Genomic DNA, 15,738 nt, shown 5'->3' with positions numbered 1-15,738 from the left:
GCTGGGGGCCGGGTGGCTGTCATGGGCCGCCGCGCGAGGCTGGGGCGTGCCCGCGGCGCTGGTGGGGCTGGCGGTGCTCGGCCTGGGGCTGGGGCCCGCGGCGAGCACGTCGCTGATTGGGCCGCAGTCCCGCGCGCCCTGGCACCACCGGGGCATCGTCACCAGCGCGCTCTACGCCACGCGGCTGCTGGGGGGCTCGGTGGCGGTGGCGGTGCTCGCGCTGGCCCGCGGGCACTTCGCCTTGCAGTTCGGCATCGCCGCTGGACTCACGGCCATGGCGGCGCTCGGGTTGGCGCTGCTGGCCCCAGGCAGGACGGAGTCCTCGGCATCATGGGCGTGACAGCGGGCACGTTCCGCTCAGCCCGTGCCGCCTCCCGGCTCCGGCGCTCGGGCGCGCGCGTGGAGCGGCGTCGGTGCCCCTGCCGCCGCCGGGGCATCAGCGTTCATCGCATGAGGCCACAGCTTCGCCAGCGCGGAGCGGAGCTCCGCCGCGGTCCGGTACCGGTCTTCGGGGCGTTTCTCCATCAGCCGCAGCACGACGCGCTCGAAGGGCTCCGGCAAGTCCGGCCGCAACGCGCGCGGCGGCGCGGGGCGCTCCTGGACGTGCAGGAACATCAACGGCACGGGCTCCGGGTGGCGGAAGGGGAGCTGTCCGGTGAACAGCTCGTAGGCCACCACGCCGAGCGCGTACAGGTCCGTGGCGGGTGACACCGCGGGGCTGCCCGTCACCTGCTCGGGCGCCATGTACTCCGGCGTGCCGAGCACCGCGCCCTGGGCCGTCGTCCCCATGACGTGCGTGCTCTTGGCGAGCCCGAAGTCCATCAGCTTGAGCACGCCCGTGCGGGTGATGAAGAGGTTGGCGGGCTTCACGTCGCGGTGGAGCACGCCCCGGCCGTGCGCGTGCTCCAGCGCCACCGTCGCGTGGGTGAGCCAGCGCAGCGCCTCCGCCAACGTGGCGCGCCGCTCCAACAGCCGCTGACGCAAATCCACGCCGTCCAGCAGCTCCATGGTGAGGAAGTGCCGCTCGCCGTCCACGCCCGCATCGAAGACGCGCAGGATGTTGACGTGCTCCAGCGCCCGGGCGTGCTCCACCTCCTGGCGGAAGCGCGCCACCATCGCGGCATCCGCGTGGGGCACCGCGAGGACCTTGAGGGCCACGCGCAAGTCCTGCCGGAGGTCGATGGCCTCGTACACGGCGGAGCTGCCCCCGGCGCCCAGCCAGCGCTCCACCTGGTACCGCTGGGCCACCGTCTGGCCGGGCACCAGGCCCCGTATGACGCTGGCGGGCGCGGGCACCGGAATGCCCTGGAGCAGCGTGCCGTGCGGCGACATGGGGGTCACCGGGCTCAGTGTCTCCGCGAGCGACAGGGCCGGTGGTGGCGTCACCGGCTGGAGCGTCGCCTCGGGAGGGGTCTCCGCCCGCCGCGGGACAGGGGGGAGGTCGGCGCGGGGCGGCGGCTCCGGCGCGGCGCCCCCCAGGTACGCCACGCCTTCTACGTCGTCGGTCGAGTGCACCTCGTCCTCCCTCGGCTGCGTCGTCGCTCTCAGGGGTCGAGCAGCGAGATGTGGGACGGTGCCCCCACGCCCTCGATGTCCAGGTGCGGCGTGGGCAGGTTGTACTCGGACGCGGCGCTGGTGGCCTCGACGATGATGGGGCCGGCGATCTCCGGCGGCTCGCCGTGGCACAACAGGTCCACCACGTGCTCCACCGTCCACTTGCCCAGCCGGTTCACCACCAGCCGCGCGCCGTCATACTGCGTCGTGTCCGGCAGGTCCTGGCTCGCGGCCAGCTTGGCCTCCACGGAGTCGCCCAGGTAGCCGCGCGCCAGCGACACCACCCGGTCCAACACGGAGTTCCAGGCCTGCAGGTGCGTGCGGTCCTGCGCCTCGTCCATGATGTCCAGGCCCACCTGGAGCTTCTCCATGCGGTCCAGGAACTGCTGCACCAGCGGCCCTCGGATGATGCGGCCGTGCTGCGGCGCAATCATCTCCACGCCCGGCTCCAGCTTGCGGATGGCCGCCACCGTGCGTTGCAGCGCCGCGTTCACCGGCATGTAGATTTGGTGGAACGCGCGGATGCCCGCCCAGTCGGACTCATCCGCCCAGATGCCCTTGGCGTTGGAGTCCGTGAGCCCGCCGAAGAGGTCTCCGGTGAAGAGCACGCGCGTCTGCGGGTCATAGAGCATGACGGCGCCGCGGAAGTGGCAGAAGGGCGAGGGCACCGGCAGCAGCCGGTGGCCTGTGGGCACGCTGAGCCCCTGCGCGAACTTCTCCGTGGGGATGAAGCGGTGGCGCGGCAGGTTCTGGTGGACGATGAGCCGCCAGGTGTCCTCCGAGCACAGCAGCCCGGCCCGGGGCGCGTAGCGCGCGGAGATGATGCTCGCCGACGAGCCCACGTCCGGGTCCTGGTGGTTGATGAACATGGCCGACAGCCGGTCCATGCCACCGATGAGGGCCGTCACCTTGGTGTGGATGGTGGAGAAGTCGCTGCTCGAGCCCGGGTCGATGAGGAGGTTGAACTCCGTGGGCCGCTGCGTCTTCTTGTCCGTGCCGCGGAAGCGCAGCAGGTAGGGGTTGGCGTAGAAGATGTTGCCGGGCTCGCGCTTGCCCACCCAGAACGTCTCGGGGGCAATCTCCACCGGCACGAGGCGGAGGTCGGAGCTCGGGGCTGGGGCGACGGTGCTGCTCATGGGCGCGGCGTTCCTTCCCGCTCTGGGGTGTAGGCCCCGCCCCATAGCAAGCGCCGCGCCGTGGCCCTCTCTCCCCGGGGGGACGTGTGCGCGGGCCGGGACGGAGCGCAATTGCTGCGCGTGGGTGGGCTGGGGCGCAGACCTTGCGTCCCGGGCGTCTGAGCGCGTGCGCCGCGGCGGGCGGCATGGCAGGCTGGGGGCGCTCACCTCCGAAGCGTTGATGCCCGACCCGTCCGCACTCGCCACCTGGGGCCTCCCGGGGCTGTTCCTCGTCGCGATGCTTGCGGGCTCCGTGGTGCCGGTGCCGTCGGAGGCGCTGCTGGCCGCGCTCGTCTACGGCGGGACGGCGCCCGTCACCGCCATCGGGGTGGCCACCGCGGGCAACGTGCTGGGCGCGCTGTCGCTCTACGGGCTGGGCCGGTGGGTGGCGGGCGGTGGCGGAGGCGCCCTGGGGCGCTGGTACGCGCGGCGCCGTGAGAAGGAGGGGCCTCGCATGCAGCGCGTGGAGGCCTGGACGCGGAGGTGGGGCGCGCCCGCGCTCATCATGTCCTGGCTCCCCGTGGTGGGTGACGCCTTCGTCATCGCCGGCGGCATGCTGGGGGTGCGTCCGCTGCCCTTCGTCTTCTTCGTCACGCTCGGCAAGGGCCTTCGGTATCTCGCCGTCGCCCTGTCCGCCGCCGCCGCGCTGTAGCGCCCGGCTCCGCCAGTTTCACGAATGTTTCACGCAACGCGTGTGGGTCCCTCCCTGATAAAGGAGACGGGTGAGCATCGCATTCCCCGTGAAGCGGGTATCGTGTGGATGTCTCAATCGACCTCTCAACAGCCCCTTGCCAGGGGAAGGACTGTGCATCGTGCGTGACAACGCAATTCCAACAAGCCCGGTGTGGTTGAACTGGCGTCGCCATGCTGCGGCGCTGTTGCTGGCGGTGCTCGCGGCGTGTGGTGGCGAGGACTCGTCGCTGGAGCCCGTGGGGCTCGACGGCGCGGAAGTCGGACAGCGGCAGGACGCGCTGGGCGAGGTCCGCCTTCGCCTGCTGGCGGCCAATACATCCAGCGGCAACGGGCAGGACTACGACCTGGGCCACGGCATCCGCATCTTCCAGGGCACGGACGCCGACGTGGTGATGATTCAGGAGTTCAATTACAAGTCGAACTCTGCGGCGGACCTCCGGAGCTTCGTGGACACGGCCTTCGGCACGCAGTTCAACTACTACCGCGAGGGCGGGGCGCAGATTCCCAACGGCATCATCAGCCGCTACCCCATCATCGCCTCGGGCGAGTGGGATGACCCTTACGTCTCCAACCGCGACTTCGCCTGGGCGCGCATCGACGTGCCGGGCCCGAAGGACCTCTGGGCGGTGAGCGTGCACTTCCTCACCACGAGCAGCGGCAATCGCAACTCGGAGGCCAGCAGCCTGGTCAGCCGCATCCGGGCCAACATCCCCGCGGACGACTACCTCGTGATTGGCGGAGACTTGAACACCGGCAGCCGCAACGAGTCCGCCTTCAGCACGCTGTCCCAGGTGGTGCGCACCGCTGGCCCCCATCCGGTGGACAAGAACGGCAATGGCAACACCAACGCGGGCCGCAACAGGCCGTATGACCATGTGCTGGTGGACAGTGACTTGTTCGCGCACCAGACGTCCGTCGTCATCGGCGGCGGCAGCTTCGCCAACGGGCTGGTGGTGGACACGCGCGTGTACACGCCGCTGAGCGCCATCTCCCCCGCGCTCTACGGCGACAGCGCCGCCTCCGGCATGCAGCACATGGCCGTCATCAAGGACTTCCTCATCCCAGGGGACGGCGCCACCGGTGACGACGCCTCCGTCACGGTGACGTCGCCCAACGGCGGTGAGAGCTGGGCGGGTGGGAGCGTGCGCGAAATCGCCTGGACGTCGACCGGCGTCGCGAACGTGAAGCTGGAGTACACGCTCAATGGCAGCACCTGGAGCACCCTGGCCGCCAACACGGCCGCCTCCGCGGGCAGCTACGCCTGGACGGTGCCGTCCAGCGCCACCACCACCGCGCGCGTGCGCATCAGCGACGCGGCCGACGCCAGCGTCAGCGACACCAGCGACGCGGCCTTCACCATCACCACGGCTCCGACGGGTGGCACGGGCAAGGTCCTCATCAACGAGGTGATGGTCAACGAGCCGGGCTCGAACGTCGTGGGCGAGTTCGTGGAGCTGGTGAACACGGGCACCGGGGCGGTGGACCTGAGCGGGTGGACGGTGTCCGACGCGGTCAGCGTGCGCCACACCTTCCCCGGCGGCACGTCGCTGGCGGCGGGCGGCGTCATCGTGGTGTTCGGCGGCGCGGCGGGCATCCCGTCTGGGACGCCCAACGCGGTGTCCGCCTCCACGGGCACCCTGGGCCTGTCCAACAGCGGCGACACCGTCATCGTGAAGATGGCCACCGGCGCGGTGGTGGAGTCCGCGGTGTTGTCCTCCGGCGTGAGTGGCACGGATGGCGTGTCCGCCAACCGCAGCCCGGACCTGGGCGCCGCGGCGACCTTCGTGTTGCACACCAGCCTGTCCAGCCTGAAGGCCTCGCCGGGCCATCGCGTCAACGGCTCGGCGTTCTGAGCGGCCTCGCGTGAATCGTCGCGGCCCTGCTCCCCGTTCGCGCGGGGAGCGGGGCCGTGTTGTTTCAGCGGGGCCTCAGTGGCGCTCGCGCGTCTCCGCGGACAGCTCGGATGGGCGGATGATGAGGCCCTCGCCGCCGCCCGAGCCTCCGGGCGTGGCCGGGTCTCCGGGGCGCGGCGTGGGCCGGCCGTAGTCGCGCTCGTAGATGCGCAGCAGGGCCAGGAAGAAGGCCACGATGAGGGGCCCCAACAGCAGGCCCACCGTGCCGAACGCGGCCAGGCCTCCGAGGAGCGCGAAGAAGACGATGGCCGCGTGCTGGTGCATGCCGCGCTTGGCCAGCAGCGGCTTCACGATGTTGTCCACCAGCCCCACCACCACCGTGCCCCAGATGGCGAGGAACAGCGCGGCCCACGGGTGGCCGCTGAAGAACATCAGCGCCGCGGCGGCCAACACCACGATGGCCGCGCCCACCGCGGGGATGAGCGCCATGAAGAAGGCCACGCCCGCGAAGAAGAGCGCCGCGGGGACGCGGGCGATGAGGAAGCCGACGAGCGCCGCCGCCGCTTGCACGCCCGCGGTGGCCACCGACGAGACGAGCACCGCCACGGAGACGCTGCGGAACTCCCGCAGGATCTCCCCCGTCTGGCCGCGCCGCAGCGGCGAGACGCTCTCCACCCAGCTCACCAGCCGCGCGCCCTCCGTCAGCAGGAAGAAGAGGGCGATGAGCATCATCACCGTCTGGAACGCGATGGAGCCCGTCGCCGCCACCGCCCCCGTGACGGCCCGCGCCGCTGTTCCGCCCTGGGTGCTCACCTGCTGCTGCAGCGTCTCGTCGAGCTGGGCCTCCTCCAGGGGGATGCGCTCCATCAGCCGCTCCACCGGGCCACGCACCGGGCCGGGAATCTTGTCAATCAGCCCTTCCACCCCCTCCCGCTGGACCGTGTCGGAGACGAACTTCACGCCGTCCGACACCTCGGTGACGACGAAGGCCGTCAGGCCCCCCAGGGGGAGCAGCAGGGCCAGGATGACCCCCGAGACGATGACCCCCGCCGCCACGTTGTTGTGTCCGCGCAGCCTCCGGCTCAGCCGCGAATAGAGGCCGTAGAAGGTTCCCGCGAGCACCGCCGCCAGGAAGAAGGCCTTGGCGAACGGGCGGACGACCAGGGCCAGCAGGATGATGGACAGGATGATGAGCCCGGTGAACACCCGCTGGGCGGTCTGCTCGGTTGCCATACCCGCCAAGGTAGGGCTGCCTTCGCGGAAGGGCAGGCACGAGAGGCGCTTTTGTCTGGCTGCCTGCTGTCCTTGCAAGAAGGCTTGGGCTTGGCCACAAGGCGGCTAGAGTGGCCGCGCCATGCCGCCCTTCGAATCCGCTCAATTCACTGTCTGGTTGCTCCAGGCGCTCTGCGCCGTCTTCCTGGCCATCCTCTTCCTCCAGTCCGGCCTCGACAAGGTCATCGACTGGAAGGGCAACCTGGGCTGGCTCACGGGCCACTTCTCCAAGAGCCCGCTGCGCGGCGTGGTGCCGCTGATGCTGGCCACCGTCACCGTGCTGGAGCTGGCGGCGGGCGCGCTCAGCGCCGCGGGGCTGGTGTCGCTGGTGGCCACGGGCAGCGCGACGCTGGCCTTCTGGGGCGCGCTGCTCTCCGCGGTGTCGCTGGTGGCGCTCTTCTTCGGCCAGCGAATCGCGAAGGACTACGCCGGCGCGGGCGGGCTGGTGCACTACTTCCTGCTGACGCTGGTGGCGGTGTACCTCACCCGCCTGGGCTGAGTCAGAGCACCTTGCGCGTGGGGACCAGGGCATTGGCGGACAGCAGCCCCGCCACCAACGCCACGGCCACCATCAGCATGGAGAAGGCCGTGTCCACGCCGGCCACCACGTCCCGCTCCAGCAGGGACGACAGGCTGCGGAAGCCGACGCTGCCAGGCACCAGCAGCATGAGCCCGGGCACCAGCGTGGTGATGGAGGGCTTGTCGCGCAGCCGGGCCAGCGCGTTGCTGCCCATGGCCAGCAGCAGCGCGCCCACGAAGGCACCCAGCTGAGCCCCCAGCAGCAGCGAGCCCAGCCGGGCCCCCGCGAAGGCGAACGTGCAGGCTCCGGCAATCCAGCCCCAGTCCCTGGGGCGCGCGCGGAAGAGCACGCACACCGCGAAGATGGCCACCAGCAGCATGGGCAGCTGCGTCCAGTCCGGCAGCGCGGGGGGCAGCGGCGCCATGGGCGGCGCGGGCAGCACCACCGACAGCCGACTGCCCAGGGCCACGCCGAAGCCCAGCTGGAGGAAGACGAGCGCCGCCGCCGTGAGGCGTGAGGTGCCGGAGATGAGGTTGCGCGTGGCCAGCTCGTTGATGGCCACCGTCAGGGAGAGGCCGGGGAGCAGGACGATGAGCCCCGCCAGCGTGGCAACCTGCGCGGACAGCGGCCCCATCAGGCTCGCGGCAAGCGCGGCGACGGCGGAGGACAGGATGGCCGCCACCGGCTCCAGCACCCGGGCCGTGGTGGGCTGCTTCCGGGTCAACACGCCCAATGTGCCGATGAGCAGGCTGCTGAGCGCCGCCACCGCCATCTCCTTGAGGCCACCGCCGAACAGCCGCCCCGCGGCGCCGCCCGCGAGCGTCCAGCAGAGGAGCTGGAGCGCGGGGCCGAAGCGCTCGGGCTGCGCGAGGATGGCGTCCACGCGTTGGGCTCCCTCGGCTGGGGGCACCTGTCCGTGGATGACCTCGTCCGCCAGCGTGTCCAGCAGCGCCAGCCGCTCCAGGTCCATGTCGCCCGGCTCCACGCGGACGAGCGAGGTGCGCAGGGCCTCCGGCGGCCCGAAGGACGAGAAGATGGACGTGGGTGTGGAGAAGAAGCGCCCCTCCAGTCCGAAGCGCTCCGACACCCGCTGCATCAGCAGCTCCAGGCGATGCGCGGGCGTGCCGTAGCGGTGCAGCGCCTCGCCCAGGCGGAGGGTGAAGGCGACGGCGGGGCCCGGCGGCGGGGGATGACTGACGGCGGTGAGGAGTTCGGGAGGGACGGCCACGGCGGCGCACATGGCAGAGGCTCCAGGCCGAGTCAAACGGCAGCGAGCCACACCCCTTGCTCCCGGGGAGCCGCCCGCCTGCCGTGTCGCGAGTTCAGGTCCGCCCGCTCCTGGGAGCTCCGCCCATCAGCGTGTTTTCCCTGAGTCCCCCAGGCCGGTTGTTTCGACGTTGCTCGCGCTGACGCTGGAGGAAGCGGACGCTGCCTGCTGCGAGCTCCCTGTGTCGCCGGCCGCTTGCTGTTCCTCTCCCTGGAGCTTTTCCTGGAGTTGTCCACCGAGCTGAGAGACACCTTCCTGTGCGCGGCGCTTCGCGGGCTCGATGAGCTTGCGCTCCTTTCCTGTCACCGGCAACAGGGCGGACGCCAGCATGCCCAGCGTGATGCCACTCACGGCCAGGAGCAGGGGTTGCTCATCCACCGTGCGGGTGAACCAGTCGGAGGCCCGATGCTGGACGGCTTCGCGCGAGGGAACCCGCTCCCGCGCATGTGACGCCCGCTCCCGGACCGTGTGCACGGCGCCCGCGGTCCGCTCCCGAAGCGCGGTGGCTTTGTCGCGCGCCCTGTCCTTCACCTCATGCGCCTTGTCGCTCACCTCATGCGCCTTGCCGCTGGCGCGGGTCTTCATGTCGGCGAGGGCGCCTTCGCTGTCCGCCTCCTCGGTGTAGCGCAGGGCGTCTCGGCCGGCGCGCGGGCCGTCGTGGCGCCACCGTTCGTCTCTCCCAGATGCGAGCTCGCTGTCGTGGTGCGCCGCGCGTGTGGTGAAGGCCTTGCGCATCAGCGCCGAGCCAACGCCCGCCCCCATGAGGGCGCCGAGCAGGCTCCAGCCCTTGGGCGAGTCGGCCCGCTCCTTCAATTCCATGCTCTTGTGCATCACTGTCTCCCTGGCCTGCGTCTTGAGTTCCGTGGCTTTCTCCACGGCGGCCTCCTTCGCGTGCTGCTTGAGCTCGGTGGCCTTGTGCGTGGCGGTCTCGCGGGCACGTTCCTTCAGCGCCGACGCCTTCTCGCTCGCGAGCGCCTTCAACCGGTCGGGTTCCGCCTTCCGGGCCAGCTCGCCCGCGAGCTCGCTCATGCGTGCCCGTGCATCTGCGATTTCATGGAGTGCGCGGTCTTGCTCGCCCATTGCCCATCCTCCTTGAGGGTTTGAATCGTTCTTTCAGGCCCGTGGACCTGCTTCATCCGCTGGCGTCCGCTCCAGGCAATGGCGCCGCCCACCGCGAGCAGCACCACCGCGACGATGAGGGCGGACGCCCAGAGGGGGAGGGCCTCGGCCAGCACCGCCACCAGGAAGGCGACAAAGGTGATGGCCCCCAGGAGCAGCACCACGCCGCCGCCTGCCAGCAGGCCTGCTCCGGCCGATGCCTTCCTTGCCTCCGTCCGCAGCTCGGCGCGCGCCAGCGACACCTCGGCGCGAACCAGGCGGCGTGCCTGCTCGGTGAACTCGGAGAAGAGCGCTCCGAAGCCGTCTCCGTCCCGATGGGGAATCGTGGGTTCCATTCGTGGCACTCCCCTCACGCCTTGATGAGCCGACCGAGAACGAAGCCCGCCGCCACGCACCCCGCGATGAAGAGCCCGGGCCGCTCGCGGACCTGTGTCTGGGCATCCGCGAGCAGCTCCTCGGTGGTTTCGCTCTCCAGCCGTTCAGACGTGCGGCGGAGCAGTCCCGCCGCGCGGCCGAGCAGCGGCCGGGCCATTTTCGCCTCGTCCTTGTCCGAGATGCCCTCCAGCGTGGAGACGAGCCCCCGCATTCCCTTGGCCACGTCACCCCGGCGGCTCTCCACCTGGTGGTAGACGCGCTCCTTCGCGGCGCTGCCCAGTTGCTTCGCCTGCTCCTTGCCGGCCTGCCCGAGCCCGGACGTGCCGGACTCATCACGGGCGAAGCGGGAGCCTTCTTCCGAGCGCTGCCCGTACCCGCTGCCTTGGATGTTGCCGTCGATGACGCTTCCCATGCTGACTCCTTCATGTCCCGAGGGGAAAACTGTCGCGGGGACCTCACAGGTCATCATCCCCGCGTGTCTTCGCATCAGAAGGTAGACATGCTGCGTGGCTGGCCTGGACGGAGCCTGGTACGCAGGCAGGGTGGGCGGTGGAGGGCGCGGGCGATGGTGGGCGGTATGAGCGAGGACGTGAGCGGATGACACGCAAGCAGCGGACCCCGAGGTGGCTGGAAGCGGCACGGCGGAGAGGGCCGGAGGACGTGCAACCCGCTGGCAGGTCGGATTGGTTGGCGAGGGCGCTGGGGAAGGCCGGAGTGATGCCTCGCGCCCAGGCGGAAGTGGCCATCCGCGAGGGACGGGTGACGCTCGATGGGCGGGTGGAGCGCGAGCCCTTCGCGCCGGTGCGTCCGGGGATGGAGGTGCGGGTGGACGGGCAGGTGAGGCACCTGGAGGCGCCCGTGTTGGCGCTGATGTTCCACAAGCCCGCGGGGCTGGTGGTGCACGGCTCGGACGCCGAAGGCGTGGGCACCGTGTTCGAGTGTCTGCGTGAGCGCCTCACCCCTCCGCTGCGCGACCATGAGTGGCTCGCGGTGGGCCGCCTGGACCGGGACACCACGGGGTTGCTGCTCTTCACCAACGACGAGCGCCTGGTGCAACACGGGACGTCGCCCGAGCGGCACCTGCCCAAGCGCTACGTGGCGGGCGTGGTGGGGCCGCCACCGGAGGAGGCGCTCCTCCGACTGCGCGAGGGCCTGGTGCTGGAGGACGGCCCGACGCGGCCCGCGGGGGCCCGGCTGCGCGCGCCGGACGTGGTGGAGCTCACCCTGACGGAAGGGCGCAACCACCAGGTGAAGCGGATGCTGGCGGCGGTGGGACATCCGGTGCGGACCCTGCACCGCGAGGCCGTGGGCGGCGTGACGCTGGACGTGCCCGAGGGCGCGTGGCGGTTGCTGACGGACGGCGAGGTGTCCCAGGGGTTGTCCTTCATCGTTTCCTGAGGCCGCGCCCGCCGCGTGTAGACTTCGAGCCATGGACGTTTCCGCGGCCCGTGAGCGTGGCGGCATCCCCGCGCGGGCCTTCTGGCCTGGTGTCTTCGGCGTCACTGCGGCCTTCAGCCTCTTCTGCCTGGGCGTCGAGTACACGCCGGACTCGCTGCACTACCTCTCCGTGGCCCGTGGGCTGGTGTCGGGCTCGGGGCTGTCGGGCACGCTGCTCGCGGTGGACACGGCCATGCCCCGGCCGCTGGACTTGTGGCCGCCCCTGTTCCCCATGGCCTGGGCCGCCCTGTTGTGGCTGGGGCCGGATGCGGCGGTCATCACGCTGCACCTGCTGTGCTTCGCCGCGCTCGCCGCGGCGCTCTTCTCCATGGCCCCCGAGGGGCAGGGCGCGCGCTACCTCTGGACGTGCGCGGTGCTCATCGTCCTCTACCGTCCCTTCGGGCACGTGGCGGCGGCGGCGTGGTCCGAGCCCCTGTGCGTCGCATTGCTCGCGCTCGCGCTGGCGCGGGAGGTCCGGGGCGCGGACAGCGCCGGCCGTTCCTTCCTGGTGGGGGCGCTGCTGGGCCTGGCGGTGCTGACTCGCTACGCGGCGCTGTTCGTCCTGCCCGGGCTCCTGTGGTGGCGCTTCGTCCGGGCGCGTGAGGCGGGAGGGGCGCGGCGGCACGCGGTGCATGCGCTAGCGCTGGGCGCGGGGCTCGGGCTCGTGGTGGCGCCGTGGTTCGTCCGGAACGTCGCGTTGTTCGGCCGGGCCCTGGGGCCGCCGCGGGCGCCACGTGGCGTGGGGCTCGTGTCCTCGCTGCTCAGTGGGGTGGATACCCTGTTGGGGGAGGCGTCCTTCGGCGCGTTCGGTGTGCTCTGCGTGGCGGCCACGGTGTGGTTGCTGATGCGTGCGCCGCGTGGCGTTTTGCGTGAGCACCTGCCGGACGCGGCGCTGGAGCGGCTGCGCCCCGCGGCGCTGATGGCCGTGTCGTATGTCGCGGGCCTGTTCTGGACGGCCACGCGCACGCAGATGGACACGCTGGATGGCCGACTGCTGGCGCCGCTGGGCGTGGGGTTGGTGCCAGTCACGGCGGCGGTGTTGGTGTCGCTCGTTGAGCGTTCCCGGTTGATGTCACCTCCGGTGCTCGTCACCACGGGCGTGGTGGTGGTGGCGGGACACCTCTGGGCGCCGCTGCACGCGCGCGTCCGTCAGCCTCGGCAGGGTTTCAACCACCTCCGCGAGCGCATCGCCCCGCTGCCGGCGTGGGTGGAGGCCCACGTCACCGAGCGGGACCTGCTCCTGGGGCCGCAACTCTGGTGGGTCCACCCGTTCGCGCGTGCCCCCGTGGTGGCGGACGGCTACCCCGAGCGAGGCTTCCTGACGCGCCAGACGCTGGGGCCCTACCTGAGACAACACGGCGCCGCCTACGAGCGCTTCTTCTGGTTCGATACCAGGCCTCCGCCCGTCGACGCGGCTGCCTTCGAGGCCGTCGAGGTCGCCCGGTTGGAGATGAACGCCTACTGGTCCACCGTGTGGAACACCGTCTGGGAGATTCGTCCCGTGGACCGCGCGTCTCCCGTGGACGGACGCGAGGCGGCGCCCGCGCCGTAGGCCTGCGCCCCGTGAGCCTCAGCGCTCGCGCGCGGCGCTGTCCTCGACGAGGCTCCGGAGGCTCCGGGCCAGCGCCACGCTGGTGGGGAGCGCCCGGCCGAGGAGGCTCGGCACGCCGGTGGCCACCTGGGCGGAGTTGGTGAAGACGCAGGCGGTCACCTGGGCGAGCTGCGCGAACGAGACATGCCGCTCGACAATGGGCAGCGTCCCCACCTGGCCGGCCTCCAGGAGCACTTCGCGGATGATGCCCGGCAGACATGGCGCGGACAGGGGCGGCGTGATGAGCGCGCCGTCGCACTGGAAGAAGATGTTGGCCGTGGGGAGCTCGCAGACCTCGCCGGCCTCGTTGCCGAGCAGGGGCAGGCGCTCCATCACGCTGTACTGTCTGAAGTAGGCGAGGCCCTTGTGATTCAGCGTGGACTCGCCGCGGCGGTAGGCCCCCGGCTCCTGATTGTCCAGGGCTCGCCCCTCGCGGTGCAGTCGCTCCAGGTCCGGGGCGTGCGCGCGGAAGGTGAGCAGCGCCCGGCCATCACTTGCCGACAACTTGCCCACACCTCGGAACGCGGGGCCCATCGCGGCGTCGGCGCGCAGGCAGCGCGCAATCGCTTCGCGCACCGCGGCTTCGCTGAGGTGCTCCAGCGGCGGCGCGCGGACGGCGCCGGGAAAGGCGGCCAGGCTCGAGCGCAGCCGCGCCAGGTGCCGGGCGAGGAACCAGGGCTCGCCAGCCTCGATGCGGAAGGTGGTGAAGAAGCCCGCGCCGAAGAAGAAGCCCTGCGCGAAGTCCCGCAGGTGCAGGTCCTCCCAGCGCCGTACCTCGCCGTCCACCGCGACCGTGGAGAACATGGCAGCCTCCTGTGCGCTCAGCGCGCCGGCTCCAGGAAATTGGCGAGCAGCCGGGGCCCCTGGGGCGTGAGGAATGATTCGGGGTGGAACTGGACGCCTTCCAGGCGCGGCAGCTCGCGGTGCTTGAGGCCCATGATGAGCCCGTTCTGCCACGCCGTCACCTCCAGGCACGCCGGCAGGCGCTCCGCGTCCACGACCAGGGAGTGATAGCGGGCCGCGGTGAAGGGGACGGGCAGTCCTCGGAAGACGCCCTGGCCCGAGTGCTCGATGGCCGCCGTCTTGCCGTGCACGGGCACCGGTGCGCGCACCACCTTCGCGCCGAACACCTGGCCCAGGCACTGGTGCCCCAGGCACACCCCGAGCACGGGCACTCGCCCACCCAGGGCCCGGATGACGTCCATGGACACGCCTGCTTCGTGAGGCGTGCAGGGACCGGGTGAGATGAGGATGTGGTCGGGCCGGAGCGCTTCGACCTGCGCCACGGTGATGGCGTCGTTGCGCACCACCTTCAGCTCCGCGCCCTGGGCGCCCAGCGCCTGCACGAGGTTGAAGGTGAAGGAGTCGAAGTTGTCGATGACGAGAATCATCCCTGGCGCTCCACTGACGCCAGGGCCAGGAGCTGCGAGCGCGCCTTGTTGAGCGTCTCCTTGTATTCCTGCCGGGGCTGCGAGTCGTGGACGATGCCACCTCCCACCTGCGCGTAGGCCCGGCCGTCCTTCACCACCAGCGTGCGGATGACGATGTTCAAGTCCAGGTCACCCGTGAAGGACAGATACCCCAGCGAGCCCGTGTAGAGCCCTCGCGCATGGGGCTCCAGCTCTGTGATGACTTGCATCGTGCGCAGCTTCGGCACGCCCGTAATCGTGCCTCCAGGGAAGAGCGCGCCCACGACGTCCAGCGGCTCCACACCCGGCGCGAGCTGGCCGACGACCTCCGATTCAATGTGGAGGACGTGGGCGTACTCGACGATGTCCATCAGCCTGGTCACCTCGACCGAGCCATAGGTGCACACGCGGCCCAGGTCGTTGCGCTCCAGGTCCACCAGCATGGCGTGCTCGGCGCGCTCCTTCTCGTTCGTGCGCAGCTCGTGGACGAAGCGCGCTTCCTCTTCGGGCGTGCCCCGGCGGCGCGTACCGGCGATGGGCCGCGTGGTGGCTCGGCCGTTCTCCACGCGCACCAGCCGCTCCGGTGAGGCGCTGACGACGTGGAAGCCGTCACCTTCGAGATAGCTGGCGAAGTGGACGGGGTTGATGGCGGACAGCGTCTCGTAGAGCGCGAGCGGCTCGCCGGGAAAGGCCACCTCCAGTCGCTGGGAGAGATTGACCTGATACGTGTCACCGGCGCGGATGTACTCGCGCACGCGCTCGACCGCGTCCAGGTATGCCTCCTGGGTGAAGTTGGAGCGGTACGCAGCGGAGGGCCCATCCATCGCGGGTGGCGCGGGTGGCGCCGTGGGCGTGGCGGCGCGGACGTGGGCCTCCAGCGCGTCCAGCCTGTGCTCACAGTCCTCCCAGTCCGAGCCCGTGGCCACCGCGAGCAGCTGTCCCTCGTGGTGGTCCACCGTCAGGAAGGTGTCGATGAACGACAGTGAGATTTCGGGTAGGTGCAGGTCGTCCCGTGGGTGCCGAGGCAGGGATTCGAAAGAGTGCGCGGCCTCGTAGCCGAAGAAGCCCACCGCGCCGCCGCAGAAGAGCGGCATTCCGGGATGACGCACGCCACGCCATCGGCGCAGCAGCGAGCGCAGCACCTCCAGCGGCGCGCCCTGCTGGAGCGCGCCATCAATGAAGCACTGTCCCTCTTTCGCGGTGAAGCGCAGGAAGGGCTTCGCGCCGAGGAAGGAATACCGCCCCTCGGCGCTGACCCGGGTGCTCTCCAGCAGGAACCGGCCTTCCGCTGGGAGGGCTCGCAGGAGGTCCACGGGACGCAGCGCCCCGAGCGGGAGCCGCCGCACCACGGGCACCTGGTTGTAGCCCTGGGCCACGAACGCCTCGAAGGACGTCCGGTCCGGGAAGCGCGTGGGCGAGGGCGAGGGCGGGCGGCTCATGTCGAGGCGCTTGATACCAGGAACCGCGACGGCC

General features: G+C 71.1%; 15 protein-coding genes and 1 pseudogene. 6 read left to right on the top strand and 10 right to left on the bottom strand.

What is annotated here, in order from left to right:
- Positions 1-340: pseudogene (locus HV824_RS22795) on the top strand (MFS transporter); the annotation flags it as partial.
- 17 nt (positions 341-357) lie between these two features.
- Here the strand turns inward: HV824_RS22795 and HV824_RS22790 are convergent.
- Positions 358-1,515 (bottom strand): serine/threonine-protein kinase, encoded by a 1,158-nt coding sequence (locus tag HV824_RS22790; RefSeq protein WP_176416448.1) that lies wholly within the window; start codon positions 1,513-1,515, stop codon positions 358-360.
- 29 nt (positions 1,516-1,544) lie between these two features.
- Positions 1,545-2,690: a hypothetical protein gene (locus HV824_RS22785; protein WP_176416449.1), complete on the bottom strand. Its 1,146-nt coding sequence runs from the start codon at positions 2,688-2,690 to the stop codon at positions 1,545-1,547.
- Between the two features lie 220 nt (positions 2,691-2,910).
- On the opposite strand from HV824_RS22785, the gene HV824_RS22780 reads away from it, so the two are divergent.
- Positions 2,911-3,381 (top strand): YqaA family protein, encoded by a 471-nt coding sequence (locus HV824_RS22780; protein ID WP_176416450.1) that lies wholly within the window; start codon positions 2,911-2,913, stop codon positions 3,379-3,381.
- A gap of 160 nt (positions 3,382-3,541) precedes the next feature.
- Positions 3,542-5,275 carry a lamin tail domain-containing protein gene (locus tag HV824_RS22775; RefSeq protein ID WP_176416451.1) on the top strand — a complete coding sequence of 578 codons (1,734 nt, stop codon included), beginning with the start codon at positions 3,542-3,544 and terminating at the stop codon, positions 5,273-5,275.
- Positions 5,276-5,350: 75 nt separating this feature from the next.
- Here the strand turns inward: HV824_RS22775 and HV824_RS22770 are convergent, their stop codons facing one another.
- A complete protein-coding gene (locus HV824_RS22770; protein WP_176416452.1) occupies positions 5,351-6,508 on the bottom strand; it encodes an AI-2E family transporter in 1,158 nt (385 codons plus the stop codon).
- A gap of 121 nt (positions 6,509-6,629) precedes the next feature.
- Between HV824_RS22770 and HV824_RS22765 the strand changes: the two genes are divergently transcribed.
- Complete coding sequence (locus tag HV824_RS22765) at positions 6,630-7,046, top strand: DoxX family protein (protein ID WP_176416453.1); 417 nt, start codon at positions 6,630-6,632, stop codon at positions 7,044-7,046.
- Between the two features lies 1 nt (position 7,047).
- Here HV824_RS22765 and HV824_RS22760 read toward each other — a convergent pair whose 3' ends face one another.
- From HV824_RS22760 to HV824_RS22745, 4 genes are all read right to left on the bottom strand, one after another.
- Positions 7,048-8,307, bottom strand: a complete 1,260-nt coding sequence (locus HV824_RS22760) for a threonine/serine exporter ThrE family protein (protein WP_176416454.1) — start codon at positions 8,305-8,307, stop codon at positions 7,048-7,050.
- A 114-nt stretch (positions 8,308-8,421) separates the two neighbouring features.
- A complete protein-coding gene (locus HV824_RS22755; RefSeq protein ID WP_176416455.1) occupies positions 8,422-9,363 on the bottom strand; it encodes a hypothetical protein in 942 nt (313 codons plus the stop codon).
- Positions 9,360-9,788, bottom strand: coding sequence for a phage holin family protein (locus HV824_RS22750; RefSeq protein ID WP_176416456.1), 429 nt, complete (start codon positions 9,786-9,788; stop codon positions 9,360-9,362). The genes HV824_RS22755 and HV824_RS22750 overlap by 4 nt, the downstream gene beginning before the upstream one ends.
- A gap of 14 nt (positions 9,789-9,802) precedes the next feature.
- Positions 9,803-10,240 (bottom strand): hypothetical protein, encoded by a 438-nt coding sequence (locus tag HV824_RS22745; protein ID WP_176416457.1) that lies wholly within the window; start codon positions 10,238-10,240, stop codon positions 9,803-9,805.
- Between the two features lie 185 nt (positions 10,241-10,425).
- Between HV824_RS22745 and HV824_RS22740 the strand changes: the two genes are divergently transcribed.
- Positions 10,426-11,226, top strand: coding sequence for a pseudouridine synthase (locus HV824_RS22740; protein ID WP_176416458.1), 801 nt, complete (start codon positions 10,426-10,428; stop codon positions 11,224-11,226).
- Positions 11,227-11,257: 31 nt separating this feature from the next.
- Positions 11,258-12,817, top strand: a complete 1,560-nt coding sequence (locus tag HV824_RS22735) for a hypothetical protein (RefSeq protein WP_176416459.1) — start codon at positions 11,258-11,260, stop codon at positions 12,815-12,817.
- An 18-nt stretch (positions 12,818-12,835) separates the two neighbouring features.
- Here HV824_RS22735 and HV824_RS22730 read toward each other — a convergent pair whose 3' ends face one another.
- From HV824_RS22730 to HV824_RS22720, 3 genes are read right to left on the bottom strand one after another with little or no spacing between them, the layout of a single operon-like run.
- Entirely contained in the window at positions 12,836-13,660 is an 825-nt protein-coding gene (locus HV824_RS22730; protein WP_176416460.1) for an aminotransferase class IV, read from the bottom strand.
- 17 nt (positions 13,661-13,677) lie between these two features.
- Complete coding sequence (locus tag HV824_RS22725; RefSeq protein ID WP_176416461.1) at positions 13,678-14,247, bottom strand: aminodeoxychorismate/anthranilate synthase component II; 570 nt, start codon at positions 14,245-14,247, stop codon at positions 13,678-13,680.
- On the bottom strand, positions 14,244-15,704 hold the full coding sequence (locus HV824_RS22720) for an anthranilate synthase component I family protein (RefSeq protein ID WP_176416462.1): 1,461 nt from the start codon (positions 15,702-15,704) through the stop codon (positions 14,244-14,246). The genes HV824_RS22725 and HV824_RS22720 overlap by 4 nt, the downstream gene beginning before the upstream one ends.
- Positions 15,705-15,738: the final 34 nt, after the last annotated feature.

The organism is Myxococcus sp. AM009, from assembly GCF_013372605.1.
Lineage (GTDB): Bacteria > Myxococcota > Myxococcia > Myxococcales > Myxococcaceae > Myxococcus > Myxococcus vastator.
The sequence above is the reverse complement of the archived record's forward strand: the minus strand, read 5'-3'. Positions and strand labels throughout refer to the sequence as shown.